13 protein-coding genes are annotated in these 20,978 nt (G+C 56.2%); 6 read left to right on the top strand and 7 right to left on the bottom strand.

What is annotated here, in order from left to right; all coding sequences use genetic code 11:
* Positions 1-127: 127 nt before the first annotated feature.
* The 4 genes from NB063_RS01030 to NB063_RS01015 all read right to left on the bottom strand — a co-directional run bounded on the left by NB063_RS01030 (position 128) and on the right by NB063_RS01015 (position 7,254).
* Entirely contained in the window at positions 128-841 is a 714-nt protein-coding gene (locus NB063_RS01030) for a hypothetical protein (protein WP_250926871.1), read from the bottom strand.
* A gap of 265 nt (positions 842-1,106) precedes the next feature.
* A complete protein-coding gene (locus tag NB063_RS01025) occupies positions 1,107-3,092 on the bottom strand; it encodes a hypothetical protein (RefSeq protein ID WP_250926870.1) in 1,986 nt (661 codons plus the stop codon).
* A gap of 626 nt (positions 3,093-3,718) precedes the next feature.
* Entirely contained in the window at positions 3,719-5,065 is a 1,347-nt protein-coding gene (locus NB063_RS01020) for a sigma-54-dependent transcriptional regulator (protein ID WP_250926888.1), read from the bottom strand.
* A 131-nt stretch (positions 5,066-5,196) separates the two neighbouring features.
* Positions 5,197-7,254 (bottom strand): sensor histidine kinase, encoded by a 2,058-nt coding sequence (locus NB063_RS01015; RefSeq protein ID WP_250926869.1) that lies wholly within the window; start codon positions 7,252-7,254, stop codon positions 5,197-5,199.
* 527 nt (positions 7,255-7,781) lie between these two features.
* On the opposite strand from NB063_RS01015, the gene ppdK reads away from it, so the two are divergent.
* From ppdK to NB063_RS00995, 4 genes are all read left to right on the top strand, one after another.
* Complete coding sequence (ppdK, locus tag NB063_RS01010) at positions 7,782-10,472, top strand: pyruvate, phosphate dikinase (protein ID WP_250926868.1); 2,691 nt, start codon at positions 7,782-7,784, stop codon at positions 10,470-10,472.
* A gap of 119 nt (positions 10,473-10,591) precedes the next feature.
* Positions 10,592-10,927, top strand: coding sequence for a tetratricopeptide repeat protein (locus tag NB063_RS01005; RefSeq protein WP_250926867.1), 336 nt, complete (start codon positions 10,592-10,594; stop codon positions 10,925-10,927).
* 93 nt (positions 10,928-11,020) lie between these two features.
* Positions 11,021-11,974 carry a type I phosphomannose isomerase catalytic subunit gene (locus tag NB063_RS01000; RefSeq protein ID WP_250926866.1) on the top strand — a complete coding sequence of 318 codons (954 nt, stop codon included), beginning with the start codon at positions 11,021-11,023 and terminating at the stop codon, positions 11,972-11,974.
* Between the two features lie 74 nt (positions 11,975-12,048).
* The gene (locus tag NB063_RS00995; RefSeq protein WP_250926865.1) at positions 12,049-12,582 is read left to right on the top strand and encodes a TMEM70/TMEM186/TMEM223 family protein; all 534 of its coding nucleotides are present in this window, start codon (positions 12,049-12,051) and stop codon (positions 12,580-12,582) included.
* A 150-nt stretch (positions 12,583-12,732) separates the two neighbouring features.
* Here the strand turns inward: NB063_RS00995 and NB063_RS00990 are convergent, their stop codons facing one another.
* The 3 genes from NB063_RS00990 to NB063_RS00980 form a co-directional block, all read right to left on the bottom strand.
* A complete protein-coding gene (locus tag NB063_RS00990) occupies positions 12,733-13,152 on the bottom strand; it encodes a hypothetical protein (protein ID WP_250926864.1) in 420 nt (139 codons plus the stop codon).
* Between the two features lie 276 nt (positions 13,153-13,428).
* Positions 13,429-15,057 (bottom strand): arylsulfatase, encoded by a 1,629-nt coding sequence (locus NB063_RS00985; protein WP_250926863.1) that lies wholly within the window; start codon positions 15,055-15,057, stop codon positions 13,429-13,431.
* Between the two features lie 38 nt (positions 15,058-15,095).
* Positions 15,096-16,529 carry a sulfatase-like hydrolase/transferase gene (locus NB063_RS00980; RefSeq protein WP_250926862.1) on the bottom strand — a complete coding sequence of 478 codons (1,434 nt, stop codon included), beginning with the start codon at positions 16,527-16,529 and terminating at the stop codon, positions 15,096-15,098.
* A 469-nt stretch (positions 16,530-16,998) separates the two neighbouring features.
* Between NB063_RS00980 and NB063_RS00975 the strand changes: the two genes are divergently transcribed.
* Positions 16,999-18,327 carry a DUF1552 domain-containing protein gene (locus tag NB063_RS00975; protein WP_250926861.1) on the top strand — a complete coding sequence of 443 codons (1,329 nt, stop codon included), beginning with the start codon at positions 16,999-17,001 and terminating at the stop codon, positions 18,325-18,327.
* Complete coding sequence (locus tag NB063_RS00970; protein WP_250926860.1) at positions 18,324-20,816, top strand: DUF1592 domain-containing protein; 2,493 nt, start codon at positions 18,324-18,326, stop codon at positions 20,814-20,816. Before NB063_RS00975 ends, NB063_RS00970 begins: the two co-directional genes overlap by 4 nt.
* Positions 20,817-20,978: the final 162 nt, after the last annotated feature.

The following is a 20,978-nucleotide window of genomic DNA, read 5'->3' as shown; positions in this document are numbered from 1 at the left end:
CGGTTAGAACATTGGCATTTCATAAGTAGTGGTGTCATTCAGTCGCCAATGCACGACCAATGGCGGCTGGAAGCCAGCACTACTGGTTTGCACCACCAAGCATGCTGGAACATGCCCTCAAGAACGCTTATGCAGCTGCTCGGTATCGGACGCCGGTCTTATCGCGTGACGTCGACTCAATCGCCCCCGCGTGCCGCATCACATACGCAATCCGCTGCGCGATCCAGCGAGCACACCCGATCGCGGCGGCTAAATCGAGCGTGTTGAATTCAACATCGACCAGATGACTGGGTATGAACTGCTCTCGCGTCGCCGACGACGCCTGATCTGGATCGGCCAGTAGACGCCACAGGTCCGCCGCCTCTCGCAACTCGATGGACCCGTGCACTCGCGTTAACTCCGTGTCCACCACGACGAAACCGGGGTCACGTCGCCGGCGACGCTTTCCTTTGGTGACCAATCGATGTTGGTCAACGTCAACGACTGGGACCTCGAGTGTCAATCGTGGATGCGGGAAGACGTCACGGAGATAGATCAGCTCTTCGAACAACTCATGGGGATGACCTCGCTTGGGACTCAACCTACGTGAGACTGGCTCGCCAGCTTTGCGATCACGCTTGCAAATCCGCGTCCGCGAGACTGACGGCTTGACGACTCGGACATCGTGCCGCTGCAGCAGATCAGTGATCTTTCGCCGGATCGCAGATAACGACGCACACTGAATCTCGATCAGTTCGTCGCCTCGCACCACGTCAATCCGGTACGCCCCCATCGTTACCTCGATCTGATCCGAGGAGACGGCGTAATACGATTTGAGCTGCTGGTGAAGCGACGTTTCCAACAGGAAAACTCGTTGATCGGAGAGACTTAAAATCAGCCCTGACAAACAGAGCACATCTGACCGAGAGCGGTCTTACCAGAATGCACAAAAAAACCCCAGAGCTTTCTCGCGAAAACTCTGGGGTCATCAATGCCGCTCGTTTCGCCCCGGACAGGTCGACTGGCGGTCGATTCGCCTCGCGACCCGGATCAGAGGTCCGCTGCGTGACGAATCACTGCTCCATTTGCGGGACCGGAGTTCACCGGCCCCGCCTTGTCAGCTTCGACTAGAAGTTGAAGTCGGCACCCACATAGGCACCGTGCAACAGCAGGCTCGAGTCGGCGTGCAACGCACTGGCCGAAGCGGACGAGCTGTAGTCACGCGAGTAGTTGTCGGCCATGGCCAACCCGGTGACACCCATCACACGGTAACCACCGCGGACGGCGAGCCCGTCAGCGACTCGTAAGCCGAGCCCGAGGTCAAACTCGCCGAGGGTCGAGAGCACGGTATCTTTGGTGTGATAGTCGATCGTCGAACCCGGCATCGCAGCGAGCTCAGCAAGGTTTTCTTGCGTGCCCAAGCGGTGACGGAACTCGGCGCGGTTGCCGTAAACACCAAACTTGCCGCCAACGTTCAGGTTCACGCGGCTGGCCAAGCAGTAGACCAACCGGCTGCCGAACTGATAGCCGAACAGATCGTTTTCGGTCGCGGTGAAATCGTGCAAGTCGTGCATGGTGAATCCGGCACGCCCGTCGATGTCGTACGCGAAATCAATGGTGTCGTTGACTTGGAACCAACGCAAACCGTGGCTGGTGACGATTTGGACTTTGCCCGTGCTAGGTCGCACGAGCGGCCCACCCGCTCCACCAAAGCCGCGAGCTGGGCGACAAGGTTGGCATGGCTGTGCACATGGATCGTTGTACCCACCGTAGCCACCACAACCTCCGTAGCCGCCACCGTTGATCATCGAACCGAGTCGGCTGGTGCCGCAGTTCATGGTCGCTGCTCGTTGGGCACCCATCAAGCCGAAGCTAAACAGGTTGATTTCGAGGCCTTGGATATCGACGTCGCGACGTGCCTGGAACAGCACCGCTTCGGCGTACGATTCCGTTGATCCGGTGGTGGTACCGTCGAAGTCCGCGTCGAGGTCACCACCGGCGGCCGCCGCTGCACCTGCACGACCGTCGATGATGTCGTAGACGGTGTAAGGCGAAGCAGCACCTGTGATTTCTTGATACCCTGCACCGGAGTCACCAGGCTGAGTTCCATTGTCGAACCAGTATGCCATCGTAGCACCGTTGTACTGAGGCATCCCGGAAGCACGCAAGTTGCCTTCACCCGCTGCAGTGAACAGCGGAGTGTACACAGGTGAGGTGAAGACTTCTTCATCTGGGTCGTAGTTGAAGTAGCTCACGCCGACGCCGTACTGGCCGCAGCCGAAGTAACGACCGAAGTTGAGCTGGTACCCGAGAGCCGAGCCAGGGTCGATCGAATCGATGCCCATGTATGGCAGGTACGGACGAGTCGGGTCGGTCGCATCATAACGCGAGACGACGTTACGATACTTGCCGTTTCCGTCCATGTTCAAGAACAACAAATCAAACGATCCGAACCATGGGAACAGTTGCGGACGCACTGGGGCGGCCGCGGGCATTCCGCACGATTGGGCTGCGTAGGAAGTGCCTTCCCACGGCTGTGATGCCGCTGCGGTGAACTGACTCTCGTAGGTCGGAGTCTGGTTGCACGATTGGCAATACGAATCGTCTACCGGAGCTCCGACGTGAACTGGCGAACCTTGCGCAATCGGGGCCGGCTGATGCTGGGGAACCGGTTGCTGCATCGGCGGAGCCGAATACTGCTGGTTGGCACCATAGCTCGGTTGTGGCGTTGGAATCTGTTCGGGGGCTGGCATTCCGCCGTCGTAACTGCCTGTCGAGGCAGGTTGGAACAACTGCGGACCGCTGTTGCTGCTGGTCCCGAAATTACTCCACTTGGCCGGAGCCTGGTAGTTGGAACCGCTGAATGTTTGCACGGCTTGTGTGCGAGGCACGCCGAGTTGGCTCGATGAATTGTCCGCGCCTTGTTGCGCGAACTGACCGGGCTGCCCGAATTGGCCGGGCTGAGAATATTGCCCAGGCTGCGAATATGGCGTCGGCTGTTGGCCTTCGTATAAATATGGCCCTTGGGGTGCCTGGTTATATTGTGCAGATGCGATCGTGCAGAGACCCATCGAGAGGGTCGCCGCGACGCTTCGCAAAATGTTGTACTTCATCTTTCGACTCCTTCGCTATCGTTTGCTTCGTGCATTAGACCTGTCTGCGGGTCTCGCGAAGGAGCGATCACAACCGGTGATTCGGTTTGCGGCGATGAAGATCGATCAAGCCTCGGGCCGGCGTCTGTCGCCGTACCGAACGGCTGGGAGGCACCTGCAAGATCTCTCTCTCTTCACATCCGCATTCCTGCGCTCGAGACACCTCCTATCAGGGAACCGTCTCGAACGCTCACGGGCAGCATCGCACTCACGAGTGCAGTTAAGCCATGGAAAGGGAATTGCAGGAAAAGCCCATGCCCGTCAGGACACGAGATTTCCTACGAGGAGTTTCTTCGGCCCCCACGACAGGCTCGTCGCAAATCAACCGTGCCAATGTGGACAAACTACCGGCCGGAGGGATGCATATCGGGAACGATCACATCGTCTTCCGCGACCGCTAGCCTCACACCGCAGTCCGCTACCGGCACAATCGGAACAACTTGCCAGCCCAAAGAGGCGCAGACCACAATCCACTAGCGATCGGACCACGCACAGAGCCATAAAATGCAAAAAGCCCACGCAAACGCGCAGGCGGCAAGCGGCGAACTCAAATTCGCCATATCCAAAGTCGACAACAAGAATCGCGATTAAGCGGCTTCGCTTTCCGATGTTAAACTGAGCCGATTGTAGAGCGTTTTAAGGCTCACGCCGAGCTCTTCAGCGACGGCTTTCTTGTTGCCATCATGACGTTTCATGGAGCGGTCGATGGCGAGCTGCTCGAGTTCTTTCAATGACATCGGTGCCGTCCCGACGAGGTCGTCTCGCAGCTTGCGTCGCGAGAAATGCGACGGCAGATGCTCGACTCCCACGGGCAGGGCGTCGCAGAGCACCGACGCATGCTCGATCACATTGGCGAGTTCGCGGACGTTTCCTGGCCACTGATGACTTTTTAGTTCTGCGATGGCTTCGGGCGTAAACAGTTGCTCGTCAACGCCATCACTTCGATGCCGGCGCAACAGGTGCGTCGCCAACGGAAGAAGGTCATCGATCCGCTCACGAAGCGGCGGCACGCTTAGCTCAAATGTGTTAATGCGAAACATCAAATCTTCACGGAAGGCTTCGTCGCTGACCATCGCTTCGAGATCACGGTGTGTTGCACAAACGATCCTCACGTCGACATGCAAACTTTCGTTGTCGCCAAGACGTCGAATATCGCCAGTCTCCAACACCCGCAGCAGCTTGGCCTGCACCGCCAACGGCAATTCACCGATCTCGTCGAGGAACAGCGTTCCCCCGTTGGCAACTTCGAACAAACCGACCCGCGTGGTATCGGCACCGGTGAAAGCGCCTTTGACATGGCCGAACAACTCACTCTCGATCAGGTTCTCGGGCAGTGCGCCGCAGTTGACTGCGACGAAGGGTTTTTCCGCCCGGAGACTTTGATCGTGGATGGCTCGTGCAACCAGCTCTTTACCGCATCCGGTCTCACCCCGGATCAGAACAGTCGACTCCGTCGGCGCGACACGTCCGATCAATTTGCGAACAGCCTCCATCGACGCATGACCGCCTATCAAATCGCTGTGTCCTTCGGCCCGTTTGAGACGATGCATCAACGCCGCCAGCAATCGCTTTCCCTCGCGGCGTTCACTCACACGGCCGAGCAATGTAGCGATGTCTGCCAGACGAGTCGGCTTAGTCAGATAATCGAAGGTACCATACTTAATCGCATCGATCGCCGTTTCAGTCGAAGGGTTCGCGGTCATGATGATCGCTTCGATTTCCGGGCGAATCTCACGAGCCTGAGCGATCACTTCGATGCCGTTGAAGCCGGGCATGTTCAAATCGACCAACAGACAATCAATCCGCTCCCGTTTGATTGCTTCGACTGCGGTAATCCCGTCGGGGCAGACGGTCACGCGATATCCCATTCGCGGCAACTCTTTCCGCATCAACTCTTGCAGTGGTTTTTCATCGTCGGCAAACAGAATATGCATACTGGCCGCCGCATTGGCCTTGGCAGCCGCGTCCTTCGCCGATGTCTTTCGCTTTTCATTCATGGGTTTGCTTCCGGGTTCAAGATGGGAGGTCACGTGGTAGCGTGTTTCGTTACGATATTTACAAACGTCTAGGCAGCTTGCGGGGTCGCGTCTTGCCACTTCCGACCGGTCTCAACATTGGAGGCTGAACTCTTTGCGGTGCCGCTGACACTCGCGCGAATGGGCAATCGCAGTTCAAACTCCGAGCCACAACCTTCGCCGTCACTTCGCGGTATCAATTGCCCGCCGTGCTGGGAAACGATCCGGTAGGAGATACTCAGCCCCAACCCGGTACCGGTGCCGTCGCGCCGACGCGTGTAGAAGGGTTCGAACAGATGCTGCATGACATCGGGAGTCATCCCACATCCCGAGTCGCGGACTCGAATACTGGCAAACGCCCCGTCATTTCGCAGAACGATATCGACCCGGCCGTCGCTGTCGACACTTTCCATCGCGTTGGTGACGAGGTTCAACACCACCTGACGAATCTCTTGCGAGTTCGCATAGGCAATCACATCTTCGTTCACATCGACGGAGATCTTTTTGCATTTGTACTTTCCGAGCGTTCCGATCATCTCAACCACATCGCTGACCAATGGCCCCACGCTGATACTGTCGCGGTCGACATGACCGACGCGGCTGAAACTCAACATGCGTTCGGTAATCGATTTACACCGATACGCTTCGCCCTGGATCCGCTGCAAATTCTCCTGCATCGTCTCCATGAACTCCGAGTCAAGGAATCGTTCATCTTCGGGGTACATCAACAGATCGTTGACACGTGACTCAAGTGCCTCGGCACTCCACGCGATCGCGGCCATCGGGTTGTTGATCTCATGGGCAAACCCCGCGGCGAGGAATCCGACGCCGGCGAGTTGCTCGTTACGGATGACTTCGCGAGAGCGCACCTTGACCTCTTCGTCCTTCTCTTTGCAGATCTTTTGGATGTGCAACATGCTGTGCCGAAATCGGTCAGTCATTTGGTTGAGTATTTCGCCGAGTTCGCCGATCTCGTCTTCACTGCCCATTTCGATCCGGTGACGATACTGACCACGGGCAACTAAGCGAGCCCCCATCACCAAGTTGCTGAACGGGCCGATGACCATCATCTGGAAGTACCAAACCATGGTCGCCGTGATCAGTGCCGCGATCGCGAGCGCAATCCACGCACCCGCGATGCCGGCCTGATGCTGCAGCTTGACGTGATCGCTGAAGCTAGCCATTTGGCTGTGGATGAGATCGAGGTGCTCTTGCGTTTGATAAACCAACTGAGCGAGCCGGCCTGACAATTCGTTGCAGCCGTTCTGCGCGTACACCGCCACCGCGCGAGGATCTTGCCGCATCCGGTCGGATTGATGGATGGTGTTGCCGATTGCGACCACCGACGCACGTTGCTCTTGGGTGTCGATCAGCGTTGCCGAAAGCCCTCCCACGTTATCCGCCTGCATACTCGCGGGCAGCGCACAGTCGCGCATCGAGTAATCCAGTCCGATTGCATCGGCGTAGCGGTTGAACGTCAGCAGCAACTCGAACATCGCCTGATCAAAATTCGCGCGTTCGAGTTTCAGATCCGATTCCGCAAGCACGGACGAGTCGATCATCCCTTCACGAGATTTCATCAGACAAATTCGCGTGTTGCTGTCTCGCGCCGCCGTCGCCCATTGACTCAGCTCCGTCGCCAATGACAACTCAGTTGCTCGAGTGCTGATCGCGTCGGCGAGAGACCGGTAGCGGTAGAAACCGACCAAACCGACGATGGTCAATAACACGATGGTGAACACGAGCGTCACGACACCAAAAAACAACTTGGTACGGATCGAATGCCGTTGGAGCAAACCGGTCACCGGTGCAGCACGCTTCCATTGCCCGGAATCCGCAACGTTCGTGACGGCAAATGAACCGCCAGACGTGACGCTGGAATCGAATGCTCCCCAGACGCTTGCATCGTTCGAGCCGCTGGCATTTAGGTCGACATGCGTACCGTCAAGATCAGATCCGTCGTCCGCTTTGTTCGTTGCCGCAACAGCCTGATCACCGCTGAATTGACCGGCTGGCGACGCAAAGTCGGGAGCTTCGCCGCGGCGGCTCGAATCGTCCTTCGAGAAGAGACGAATGCCAGAACGCAAGAAATTTCGAGGTTTGCGCATCGTACGGCCTCCCAGGCCCATGACTCGCGTGAAACATCCATGTAACTCGAGCCCACAGGGTATCGCCGGCCCGATCAGATATCAAGGTCGCTTTGTCGTGAAACCGCGGCGGTGCACCGAGGCGGTCCCGCAGGGCAAAGGCATGCAGGGGCTGAGAATGGACGGATCAACCATTTGTTCGTGACCCGAGACGGGAATTTTCGCCTCATTCGCTTCACCACCCACGACGCATCGGTTTTTCGCCGGACACGACAACTCCTCGGGACATCACGATCCTTGGATATTTCCGGTTGGTCATCGAATGTCGCGCTATAATCGAACTCACTCGTGAAAATAGAGGGCATTTTGACGCGGAATGACCGCCGTACGATTGACCAAATCCTGTGAGGCAAATACTCTTTCCGGCTAATTCCCGGTACTGAACCCGGCGTGAGTGAGCGCCTCCTGACGGCAAGACTGCCGTCGATCTGCGGTTTGGGCCGAATCGGATCCCAAATCATGAACCCCCACAGGGACATTTAGCGACGATGGCAAAGAAATCTGACGCAGCCAAAATGGTTTATTACTTCGGTAAAAAGAAAACCGAAGGCAAGGGTCACCCGAAAGCACTCTTGGGCGGCAAAGGTCTCAACCTCGCCGAAATGACCTCAATCGGGCTGCCTGTGCCTCCCGGATTCACCATCACCACCGAAGTTTGTGGTGACTATTACAAAAGCGGCAAGCAACTTCCGGCTGGCCTGATGGACGAAGTTCACGAGGCTGTGAAAACCCTCGAAGACGAACTCGGCAAGAAATTCGGCGACAACGACAACCCTCTCCTGGTCAGCGTCCGCAGCGGTGCGGCAGTCTCGATGCCCGGGATGATGAACACGATTCTCAACCTTGGTCTCAACGATGCCGCCGCTGAAGGCCTCGCCAAAGCGACCAAGAACGAACGATTCGCGTACGACGCCTATCGCCGTTTGATCAACATGTACGGCGACGTTGTGATGGGCTTGCCTCACCACAGCTTTGAAGAAGCGTTCGACAAGATCAAGAAGAAGTACAAGGTCACCGAAGACACCGACGTGCCAGCCGAAGGTCTTCGCGAACTTTGCGACGCTTACAAGGCCGTCTACAAAAAAGACGCCGGCGAAGATTTCCCACAAGATCCGATCAAGCAATTGCAACTCGCGATCGAAGCCGTTTTCGGTTCGTGGAACGCCGATCGTGCGATCTCGTATCGCCGAATCGAAGCCGCCAAGGGCAACTCGGAAATCGCAAACTTGATCGGTACCGCCGTCAACGTCCAAGCCATGGTTTATGGCAACATGGGCGACGACTCGGGAACGGGCGTCGGTTTCACCCGCGACCCGAACACCGGACAGAACAAATTCTACGGTGAATTCTTGATCAACGCCCAAGGCGAAGACGTCGTCGCTGGGATCCGCACCCCACAACCGGTTGCCGAAATGGGCAAGTGGGACAAAGCGGCTCACAAGGAATTGATGGAAATCAAGAAGACGCTCGAAACGCATTACAAAGAAATGCAGGACATCGAGTTCACCATCGAGAAGGGCAAGCTGTTCATGCTGCAAACCCGTACGGGCAAGCGGAACGGCATCGCTGCCGTCAAGATCGCCTGCGACATGGTCAAGGAAGGACTGATCACGGAGAAGGAGGCCGTCCTTCGCGTTCCTGCTTCGGACTTGACTCACTGCCTCTTGCCGTCGTTCAAACCGACCGCTCGCAACGCAGCCGACGTTCTCTGCCGCGGCCTCAACGCTTCGCCCGGTGCAGCCGTTGGTAAACTCGCTTTCACCGCACACGAAGCCCGTAGTCGCTTTGAAAACGGCGAAAACGTGATCCTCGTTCGTCGCGAAACCAGCCCCGAAGACGTCGAAGGCATGTCGGCCGCGGTTGGAATTCTGACCAGCACCGGTGGTGCCACCAGCCACGCTGCTGTGGTTGCTCGCGGTTGGGGCAAGTGCTGCGTTGCCGGTGCCGGCGACATTCATATCAATGAAAAAGCCAAGAAGATCACCGTCACCGATGCCGAAGGCAACAACCGCACCTTCACCGACAAGGACACCATCAGTCTTGACGGCACGACGGGTGAAGTCATGGCTGGCGAAGTCGAAACCCAAGAACCAAAACTTTCGGGTGACTTTGCCAAACTGATGCAATGGGCCGACAAGTATCGCACCCTCAAGATCCGCACCAACGCGGATTCGCCTGCTGATAGCAAGCGGGCACGTGACTTCGGCGCCGAAGGTATCGGTCTTTGCCGTACCGAGCACATGTTCTTTGAAGCCGATCGCATCATCCACATGCGTTCGATGATCCTTGCGGACACCGAAGCAGATCGTCGTGCGGCACTCAAGAAGTTGCTTCCTTTCCAACGCAAAGACTTCGAAGGCATCTTCAAAGCGATGGCCGGTTGCCCGGTTACTGTGCGTTTACTTGACCCACCATTGCACGAGTTCTTGCCTCACGAAGCAGCCGCTCAAAAGCAAATGGCGGAAGAACTCGACGTTAAACCTGCCGAGATCAAGAAACGCAGCGCGGCTCTTCACGAGTCCAACCCGATGCTCGGTCACCGCGGTTGCCGCTTGAGCATCACGTATCCCGAAATTCTCGAGATGCAAGTTCAAGCGATCGTCGAAGCCGCAATCTCGTGTGCCAAGAAGAAGATTGACGCACAACCAGAGATCATGATCCCGCTCATCGGAACCGCTGCGGAACTCCGGATCCTCCGCGAGAAGGTCGAGCAAACGATCGAGAAGACTGTTGCCGCGAAGAAGTTCGAAGGCAAGTTGAACATTCTGATCGGAACGATGATCGAAATCCCACGTGCTTGCTTGACAGCAGACGACGTCGCCGAGTACGCCGACTTCTTCAGCTTCGGCACCAACGACTTGACCCAAATGACGTTCGGCTACAGCCGTGACGACGTCGGCGGTTTCTTGCCCGATTACATCGAGCACAAGATCGTTCCTGTCGACCCGTTCCAATCGCTCGACCAAAACGGTGTCGGACAATTGGTCGAAATGGGCGTCTCGAAAGGACGCAGCACCAAGACCAAACTCAAGATCGGTATCTGCGGCGAACACGGTGGCGACCCCGCCTCCGTCGCGTTCTGCAACAAGGTCGGTCTGGACTACGTCTCGTGCAGCCCGTTCCGTGTGCCGATCGCACGATTGGCTGCCGCCCAAGCTGCCCTGCAGCAAGCAAAGTAGTTTGATTCGCCTCGATTGAGGCGTTCAATGAATAAACCGCACCCTCCCCGTGCAATTGGCCGGGGAGGGTGTTGCGTTGTTTTTCCCCCTATCTTTCAACTCTGCGAAACACCCCTGTCATGTCCGATATTCACGCTCAGTACAACGAAGTTGAAAAACTGATTGATGACGAGAAGTTCGACGAAGCCGCAGCCGAACTCGAAAAGATTCTCGCCGAAGACGACACCTTCGTACTCGCCCACCTCGCTTTGGCACGCGTTTACACCAAGACCGGTGATCACGAGAAAGCGGTTAAGCACGGCGAAAGAGTCTGTGAACTCGAACCCGAAGACGCGTTCAACTTCACCGCCATGAGCGTCACCTACCAAAAAGCCTGGGCGGGCACCCAGGACCAGGAATACATCCGCAAAGCCGAAGACGCGATGGCTCGAGCCCAACAGCTCAACGCGCGTTAGTCTGACGGCGAGACCGTTCCGACGCGTCCCGTTCGATTCACTCTTTATCCCGGCCGGTATGTCCGGCCTCTTCCGCGACGTGATTTGGTTGCCATGAAAGCCTACCCACTTCAATTCAAACCCGTCCTGAAGCAAACGATTTGGGGAGGCCGCCTGCTCGGCGAACGCCTCGGCAAACCCATCGGCGATGAATCGGACTACGCCGAGAGCTGGGAGGTTGTCGATCACGGAGCGGACCAAAGCGTCGTCACGTCGGGAGAACTGGCAGGCAAGACGCTGAAAGATTTATTGACGGACCATTGCGATTGGCTGATGGGTGAAGCCGCCCAGAGCAGCTTTCCGTTGCTGCTGAAGTATCTCGATTGCAACCGAGTGCTCTCCGTCCAAGTTCACCCGTCAGACGAATACGGCGCCCGCATGCCGGTGCCGGATCTCGGCAAAACGGAAGCTTGGTATATCGTCGACGCCAAACCAGGCTCGGTCATCTACGCCGGCCTGAAATCGGGAGTCGACGCGCCGGCTCTCAAAGAGGCGATCGAACAAGGACGGGCCGAAGACGTGCTGCATCAATTCGAACCTCAACCCGGCGATTGCGTTTTCATCCCCGCTGGAACCGTCCATGCCATCGGCGCCGGACTGCTCGTCGCGGAAATTCAGCAATCCAGCGACACGACCTTCCGTCTCTACGACTGGAACCGGGTCGACGCCAACGGTAACGGTCGTGAGCTGCATATTCAGCAAAGCCTCGACGTGACCGATTTTGAACGTGGTCCCGTCGAACCGGTCCGTATCGACCGGTCCTCAAACGGCTGGCAAACACTCGTCGAATGCGACAAGTTCAAGCTCCGCGCGATCAGCAACGGAAGCGAAAGCGTGGGAGGTGACAACCGCTTCCACATCATCACCGTCCCACAAGGGCAAGCCACGTTGATAACGGATTCGCAGCGTTATGACCTCACTGCCGGTGACTCGGTACTCCTGCCGGCTGCCCACGACGCCGTCACGCTTAACCTCAGCGACGACACTGTTGTCCTGACGATGACGTAGCCAAACGGCCGGGATACCATCACACGTATCTATGACGTTCGGCGTCGCAGCGATGACGCCATGGGTAATTCGATATGGCCACTTCCTCAAACCGAGCTTCTGGATTCGCCTGCATTTTCACGGGCGGGCGTAGTATGTTAGGCCTGCGTGTGCTCGCGATCGCTTTTTTGAGCATCTGGCTGGGCTCGCTGTATCTTGCCTACGACATCTTCTATCACCTCGGCATCAATCCTGCCGACGGCTACGACGGAAATCTCGCACCGTTATCGCATCGCATCGGACTTTCCTCGTTTGTTGGTGTGTCGATATCCAGCGTCTACTTTTTCATGGTGTTCATCGAGCACCACGTTGTCACCCAAATACTGCTGTCCGACGACAAGCAAACACTCCGCTTCAAGACGATGGGCTGGCTAAGTTGGCGTCCAATCGATATCCCACCAAATGACTTGATCAAAGCGACCGAGCAACATCACGCCAGTGGCGACTCATCCGTAACGGTTCCGCGATTGAGGTTGCGTATCCGTAATCGTAAATGGTCCCTGTGGATACAATTGCCGGGCAAAGTCGTGGACGAGAAAGCGTTCAGGCGATACGTGCTGCGGAAGTAAAATTGAGCTGTCTTAATTCTCACGTCACACGGATCGCAGAGCGTCGCGGGTGCCCCTCCGATTCGCGTACTTCACGACTGACGCATATAATCAAACGCGTCGTTTGCCTGAACTTGAGGGTTGCCTGAACCGGAGGTCTCACCCCTATTTTCAATGCTGATGAAGCACGAGATGACCTGGAAAACGTTCCAGACGCTCGAGATAGATACCTCCCGATCCATAGAACGGGCCCAGCGCGTCGCGCCATTTGAGCACAACGACCAAGTCGACGTCCGCACCACCCATCTCCAGATGCACCGCGATACGATCATGAATCATCGGATCCTCATGAATCAGACCGATTGACTTGGCGCCCACGTCGCGAGTGATCATCTCAAAGGGATCACTCGTTGGCTGATTCAGCTCATCGACTGCCACGCCGACGACTGGGACCGTCATTGGAAAACGCTCTTCACGACGACGTTGGCGTCCCTTGTACAAGGTCGCATTGACAAACTGACGTCTTGCGAACGCGACGAGCTCGGGAGAAAGCGTCCCCGAATAACCGAAATTGTCGATTGTAAGGCTCAACGGTCTACCTATTGAAAGGAGTTCAATGGCGTTCCTGGGCTAAACGCGAGACTGACTAACAAGCGGGGCACTACAAATATGCGTGACAATCCAAGCACGCAACGGCAAAAACTCCACGTTTGGACTCAACACTGACTGTGACGCCTCCGTCGACCTAACGATTATCATCGTTTTTCACGTTGTTCCTCCCAACGACCTCACCCAACGTCGGTCGCCAGTGCCGAGCATCTCAGGACCGAGCGGAAATTGGACCAAGTCGTAGAGCATGCTCAAACCCTACTGTGCCTCGGCAGCCTGCTTTCGATTCGTCTTCTTTTGCACGTTCTTCTTCTTCGCGGGTGGCTTGGGAAGCACGTCCGCTGACCTAGCCCACTGAAGCCACTGTTTCCTCAGGGTTTCGGCCAATTCAGGCTTCTGCTCGATGAGATCATGTTGCTCAGTACGATCGCCGGCCAAGTCAAACAGTTCCCATTGCCCTTTCGCGCCACGACGAACCAATTTGTTATCGCGGACACGGATAGCTGCGTTCCCTTCGTGCTCCCAATACAACGTTCGCTCGGCGAATTCGCCTTCACCCGTCAACAGTGGTCGCAGACTTTGGCCCTGCATCGGGGTGATCTGATGATCTTTGTATTCGGAAGGATAGGCCGCGCCGGCGAGATCGACGCACGTCGCCATGATGTCGATCAAATGAGTCGGTGATGTGATCCATCCATCGGCTCCCCTGCGAGGTTTGACCTCTGCCGGCCAATGAGCGATCAACGGCGTGGCGATACCGCCCTCGTGGTTGTAGTGCTTGTACATGCGAAAAGGCGTATTGTTCAAATGAGCCCAGCACCGGCCGACAAACACGTTCGAGTGCGGGTCGCCCGGATGATCGCCTTCATATCGACCATTAATTCCCGCCTCTGCATTCCCGCCGTTGTCCGAGAGAAACAGAATCAGCGTGTTATCGAGCTGGTTGCGTTCTTTTAATGCGGCCACCAGCTTGCCAATATTCTTGTCGACTTCGTCAATCATGGCAGCGTAGATCGCCATGATGTCGTCGTAACGTTTTTGCTCCTGGGTCGAGAGCGAATCCCACGCCGGGATTTCCTCGGGACGGGGTTCTAGTTCCCAGGTCTCCTCGATCAAACCCGATGCGATCTGACGAGCGTAGCGTTGCTCTCGGAGCTTGTCCCAGCCCTGGATGTACTTCCCACGATACTTGGCGATCGTTTCCTCGGGTGCCATGCATGGGAAGTGAGGCGCCGCATGCGCCAGATACCAGAAGAACGGTTGTTCGTCTCGGATCGCTTCATCGACGAACTCGATTCCCGCTTCCGTCCAGAGATCCGCCCCATACCAAGGCGGATTGAACTGCGGATCATCACGTGAGATTTCCTGACCGTTGAGCATCAATTTGGTGCCCCCCTTCGATCCGGTCTGATTCGAGAAGTGCAATCCTCCCGCGGGGGTGTTTAAGCTGCGATCAAAACCACGCGTCGATGGAGTGCAGCCACTGTTGGAACCAACATGCCACTTGCCGGTCATCACGGTGAAATACCCAGCCCCGCCCAACACTTCTGCCATCGTCACGCAGCGATCGTTGAGATGCCCTCGGTAACCGGGAACTCCCTGGTCGGTTGTCATGTGACCAATTCCCGCTTGATGTGAATACAGACCCGTCAACAGCGACGCCCGGGTCGGACAGCAGCGACCGGTATTGTAGAACTGTGAAAAACGCACGCCATCGTCCGCGAGTGAATCTAAGTTTGGCGTCGGGATCTCACTGCCATAGCTGCCGATATCGGAAAATCCCATATCGTCGACCATGATCACGATGATATTAGGTCGTTCGGCGGCTGACGCGGAGGCTGGGTGGACGCACAAACAAACGAGCGTCAGCAGAAGGAGGTTTTTCACTGTCAGGTCCAGGTTTGGGGGAATCTGTTTTAACGTCATCATGGATTTGCTTTCCACGCCGGATGACCCGCGTCGATCGGCAACCCCGCATTCCAATCCATCAACGCCTTGTGCAATCGAGCGGCAACGGCAGAGTTCTCGCTGCAAACGTTGTTCGACTCTGACACATCGGCTTGCAAATCATACAACATCGGCGTGCTGCCATCATAATTGACGAGGTACTTCCACTTGCCGTCACGCACCGCGAGGTCCGGATTGTCCTCTTTCATACCGTGCCCAAACCCAGGCCGGTCAGGTGGCCTTCGCCAAAAGATTGGCGAGTCCCGTTTCTTTTTCGTTTTGCCGAGCAGACAATCGGCGAAGTCTTCGCCATCGAGCAGCACACCATTAGGCAAGTCCGCGTTGGTGATCGCGTACAGCGAGCGGTTGATGTCGAGAGCACATAGCACCGATTCATCATTGGTCGTCCCCGCCACGCCGTCTGCGAGCAATCCCGGTCCCCAAACAATCAACGGCGAACGAATGCCTCCTTCGTACAGCCATGTTTTTGATCCACGCAGCGGATCGGCGGACCCAGCACCGTCCTCGGGACCGTTGTCGGACATGATCAAGATCAACGTGTTGTTCTTTAAACTCGGATCTTCTCGAATGCGATCAAACAGTTTCGCGAGCTGCTGGTCCATCGCGTCCAAGACGGCGTAATACAACTCACGTTTACTCTCATCCGTTCGGTCCCGCAAAACCTTGGGTGGAAAAAACGGTCCGTGAACATCATCCGGCCACACGTTCACAAAGAATGGTTTGCCATCCGACTGAGTTTGATTGATGAACGACAACGCCTCGTCAACAAACGCCGCCGTCACGACGGAACGATCTTCCCAGCGAATCGGACCGCGACCGAGATTGTCCGAACCGAGCGCATGTTTCTTCGGTGGCTTGCCATCATACGCATCCTTGAGTGGTAAGACTCTCGGCCCCAATCCCTCAAAATTGGTGAGGCTTTGGTCAAATCCGTACTCGGTAATTAAGGGTGCTTCGCCAACATCCCGCTGTCCACCCATATGCCATTTCCCGAAATGCCCGGTCGCGTACCCCGCCTCGTGAACTTGGCGAGCGAGCATGGGGGCTTTCAAATCCAACCACTGATCCATCCCGCGTTGGCGATTGATTTGGCGATTGCTTAGAAACGAGCTGATCCGCCAACGATGCGGGTATTGTCCGGTCGACAACGCCACGCGAGAAGGCGAACAGATTGGCGAGTTGACATAGAAATTCGTGAACCGAATCCCTTCGGCAGCGACCCGATCGATGTGCTCCGTCTTCGTCCGCCTCCCATCAAAACACGACAGGTCAGACCACCCCATGTCGTCGATAAACACCGTCAAGACGTTGGGATGTTCGTTCGCGTGAAGCGACGTCGTCACGCACGTCAGGCACGCGAACAACAAAAACTGAATTCGATCGAGAATCATGAGCAAGTCCGGGTTTTCTAGATTCGCAATTGGTCAGCGACTGGTCTGCCACACCAACCTCTTCCATACGCGTCGCAAGCCAAAATCTCGACAAGAGAATCGCGACATTCTACCGAATTGCCGCTACTCAAAGGCGATCCCACCGATTCTGCCCTCACGGCCACCTTTAGCTGCGGACGCCAGCAACTTGCGTCCAACGATCTGGCAGGGTCAGACGCGATGTGAATTCGCTCTACCAAGTCCCCCGTTGCTACGGCAAAAAAGACAACTCCGCTTTTCCCGCGTCCTTCAAATCGCTTCCAATCTACGCAGACGTCTCGTCGCCGCGTTATCATGAGGAAAACGACGCGTGCCGACTTCCTCACGCCTTCGTTTTTTCCCTCCCCACGTTCCAGCGTCCATCTCTCACGCTGCTTCCATACCCTCCCTGGCAACTCCGCCCCCAAAAACCTCCACCCCACCTTTGGTCATGCGTACAGAATCATTGCAACGACGCCCATTTCAGCGGCGTCATTTGTTGCGAGCCGCCGGCGTTTCGATCTCGCTGCCATTCTTCGCCTCGTTGAAAGCATCGGGAGATCGACCACCGACCCGATCAACGAAACAGCGAATGGTATGTATCGGCAACATGCTCGGTTTCTACCCCGACGCATTCTGGCCCCAAGTCGAACCGACAACGACCACTTCAACATTGAAAACCGAGGGATGGTTGGAGACGAAAGACTTTCAGTGGGGACGCACCACCGCTGGTCTCGAACCGCTACGTGATCATCTGAGTGTGATCTCTGGTCTGGACCATGGACTCAAAGGCGGTCACTTCGCCATCCATGCTTTTCTTTCGGGCGTCAGACAAATCGATGCGAAATCGATGCCGATGGCGAACGTCACCATCGATCAGTACGCCGCGGACTTCATTGCTGGACAAACGCGGTTCCCAACGTTGACGATCGGAAGCGAATCAGGCATCCATCAAGGGTGTCAGTTGTCATGGACGAGGAGCGGAACGCGTGTGCCACCAATCCCAGGCCCGCAACAACTGTTCGAGAAACTGTTTATTGGAAACGACGCGAAGAGCCGCGACGCGGAACTCGATCGCGTCCGGATGCAAAACTCGATCCTCGACCTAGTCCGCGACAGCGCCAAAGATCTATCACGAGGACTCAACCGCCGCGACCAAGAGAAACTCGACGAATACATGACGTCGGTACGTGATGTAGAAAAACGAATCGCGCTGCGACGCAATTGGATCGATATCCCCAAGCCCGACGCTCCATTTGCCCAGCCCAAGAACCGCAACATGGTTGAAGACCTACCCTTGCTTTATGATCTCATCGTACTCGCGTTACAAACCGATTCGACACGCATCGCGACGCTAGAAATTGGCGGCGATTTTAATCCGAACGATCTCGGCGTGAGTGGTGGTTACCACGGTCTCTCTCACCACGGCCAGCGGACTGAGAACATTGAGAAACTGATCACGTTGGAAACCTACCAAGTTGAACAATTCGCCCGCTTCGTCGACAAACTCAACGAGTTGACGGACGAGAACGGCACGCTGCTGAGCCAAACAACGGTGCTGTTCGGCAGCGGCATGGGAAACGCCAACTCGCATACGAACACCAATCTGCCGGTCATCTTGGCTGGTGGCGGATTCCAGCACGGTCGACATTTGGCATTCGACCCCAAATCCAACTCCCGACCGCCGTTGACCAATCTCTTTGTCTCGATGCTTCAGAACTTCGGATTGGAAACTGAGCAATTCGCGACCAGCACGGGAACGCTGCGAGGGCTGGCATGATGCGTTCCCGATTCTCGTACCGATCTTGGGTCCGCCCCGCAATGATCGTTGCGGCACTGATCTCGCCTCCGACAGTGCTTAAGTCAACCGCCGCGGACTCATCCCCGGCCGCGTTCCTTGATCGATACTGCATCGAATGTCACGCAGCGGATGATCCATCTGGAGAGCGTGAATTCGAGTCGTTGGAACTTTCGAAATCGCACGTTGACAACCAAGTCGCGATTCAAGAAATCATCGACCAACTCACCCTGCAAACGATGCCTCCCGATGACGCTGACCAGCCTTCCACCCAAGAACGTCTCCACGCGATCAACCAGCTGACGAATCGCTTGTCGAAAATGCGACAACAAACGGTGAGCACCGGCGGACAAACCGTATTGCGGCGTCTTTCGAACCGCGAATACCGCCGCACCATCGGCGACCTTCTGGGAATCGACATGACGATGTTTGATCCCACGATCGAGTTCCCGGGAGACAACCTCTACGGCCAATTCGACAACGTCGGCGACGCGCTCGTCATGTCCGAACATCTGATGCAAAGGTATCTCGATGCGGCAGACGTCTGCGTGGAAAAAGCCTTCGCAATCACAAATCAAATTAAGCCGCATACCTGGTCATACAGCAAGGATTTTTTCCAACAAGCCGAACTCAATGCGGCACATAAGCGTGCCTTCCAAAGCAAGTTCATTTGCCTTTACGACCACCCGTTCAATGACAAACCAGAAGGAGCCTACGGTCACCTGTCAAACTTTCCAAACGGCGTGCCCGTCGATGGCGTGTATGAAATCCGCGTGCTCGCCAAGGCAATGAACCGCGATACACCTTACAGCAACAAGGCGGTCCGCATCGATCTGAGCGAACCGTTTCGAATGGGCATTCGACCGGGCGATACAGCGATCGGTGACATGGTCCACACCCAACCAATCGATGTCAAACTTGCCGAGACGATCGTGTCGGATGACGATTTCCAGTGGTACACGTTCCGCATTCCGCTCGATCGCGGCTTTGCTCCGCGATTCACATTCGAAAACGGAGCACACGACTTCCGTGGTTCGATCGGGCGCGTCTATCGGCTGCATCGCGACCTACTGCCCGAACCGGCAAAGAAGGCCAAGGGCATCTTCGATCAACGCATTCAACTGATCACCTACGGTGCGATGCCGCATATTCGGATCGACCAAGTCGAAATACGGGGACCGTTGAACAATGACGAATTGACGCTCAGCCAGAATCTGCTGCTGGGCGATGCGGAATTCGATGAATCACGAAAAATGGAACTTTTGACGCGTTTTGCCGAACGGGCGTTTCGTCGCCCGATCAGTGAAGACGAACTCAGCCGCTTCGAAGCATTCTATCAGTCGCGACGTGACGACGGACGAGACGCCACCGACTCGTTCAAAGACACGCTCAAAGCAATCCTATGTTCACCGAACTTTTTGTATTTCCAGCATTCAAACACCGCGGCTGGTCTGTCCCCGCACGCACTCGCCGAACGATTGTCCTATTTCCTCACGTCGTCAATGCCCGACGAGAAACTGCGGGACGTTGCCGATCGTGGTGAACTTACGCGTGCCGACGTCCGACGACGCGAGGCCAAACGGCTTCTCGCCGACGAACGTTCGGACGCATTCATTGCCGACTTCCTAGACAGTTGGCTGGGGCTGCGTTCGCTCGGTAGCATGCCGCCGGACCCGAACGAGTTTTGGTTCTACTACGCCGCCGATTTGCAGCGTGACATGAAGACCGAAACACAAATGTTCGTGCGTGATCTCATCAACCGAAACGCTTCGGCGCTCGAATTAATCGACGCCGACTATTCGTTCATCAATCGTGATTTAGCCAGGCTGTACGGCGTCGAGCAACGCGTTTCGACGGAATCCGCGGAAGTGTTTCACCGAGTCAAATTTGAAGACCGCCGACGTGGAGGACTTCTCGGCCACGCGAGCATTTTGACCGTGTCGGCAAATGGCATCGAGACATCGCCGGTCATTCGCGGCGTCTGGCTCCTCGAAAACATCCTTGGCACGCCAACACCCCCGCCACCAGACAACGTGCCCGCGATCGAACCGGATACTCGCGGTGCGTCAACCATTCGCGACCAGCTGAGTAAGCACCGTTCGGATGCAACGTGCAATCAATGCCATCGCAAAATCGATCCACTCGGTTTCGCATTAGAAGTCTTCGATCCGATCGGGCAACATCGAGCGTTTTATGACTCCAAACGCAAGAAGCCAATCGACGCTTCCGGACAACTTCCCGGAAGCGATCCTTTCGTCGGTCCAGCGGGTCTACGACGACAACTGCTTCATCAGAAAGAGTTCTTCGTTCGCACGCTCACCGAAGCGTTACTGACGCAAGCTCTCGGACGACGAATCGAACTCACCGACCGAGCATCAATCGATTCCATTCTCGCGGGACTCTCACACGACGATTACCCGATGGGCGATCTCATCGAATCGATCGTTGCGAGCGATCTGTTTCGACGATAACGCCTCCGACGGATTGCGGGCGTGTTAGCTGGATAAAACCACTTTTCATGCAGCTCGCTCTCTCGGGACATTGATTGCTTTATTGCTATTTTCAACGGAACGACGCAACCCATCGGGTCCCGCGTTACCGGACGGCTCGCGGCGTTCCGCTAGTGCGCCTGT

Source organism: Aporhodopirellula aestuarii (assembly GCF_023701485.1).
GTDB lineage: Bacteria > Planctomycetota > Planctomycetia > Pirellulales > Pirellulaceae > Rhodopirellula > Rhodopirellula aestuarii.
This window is presented reverse-complemented; position numbering and strand designations above follow the sequence as displayed.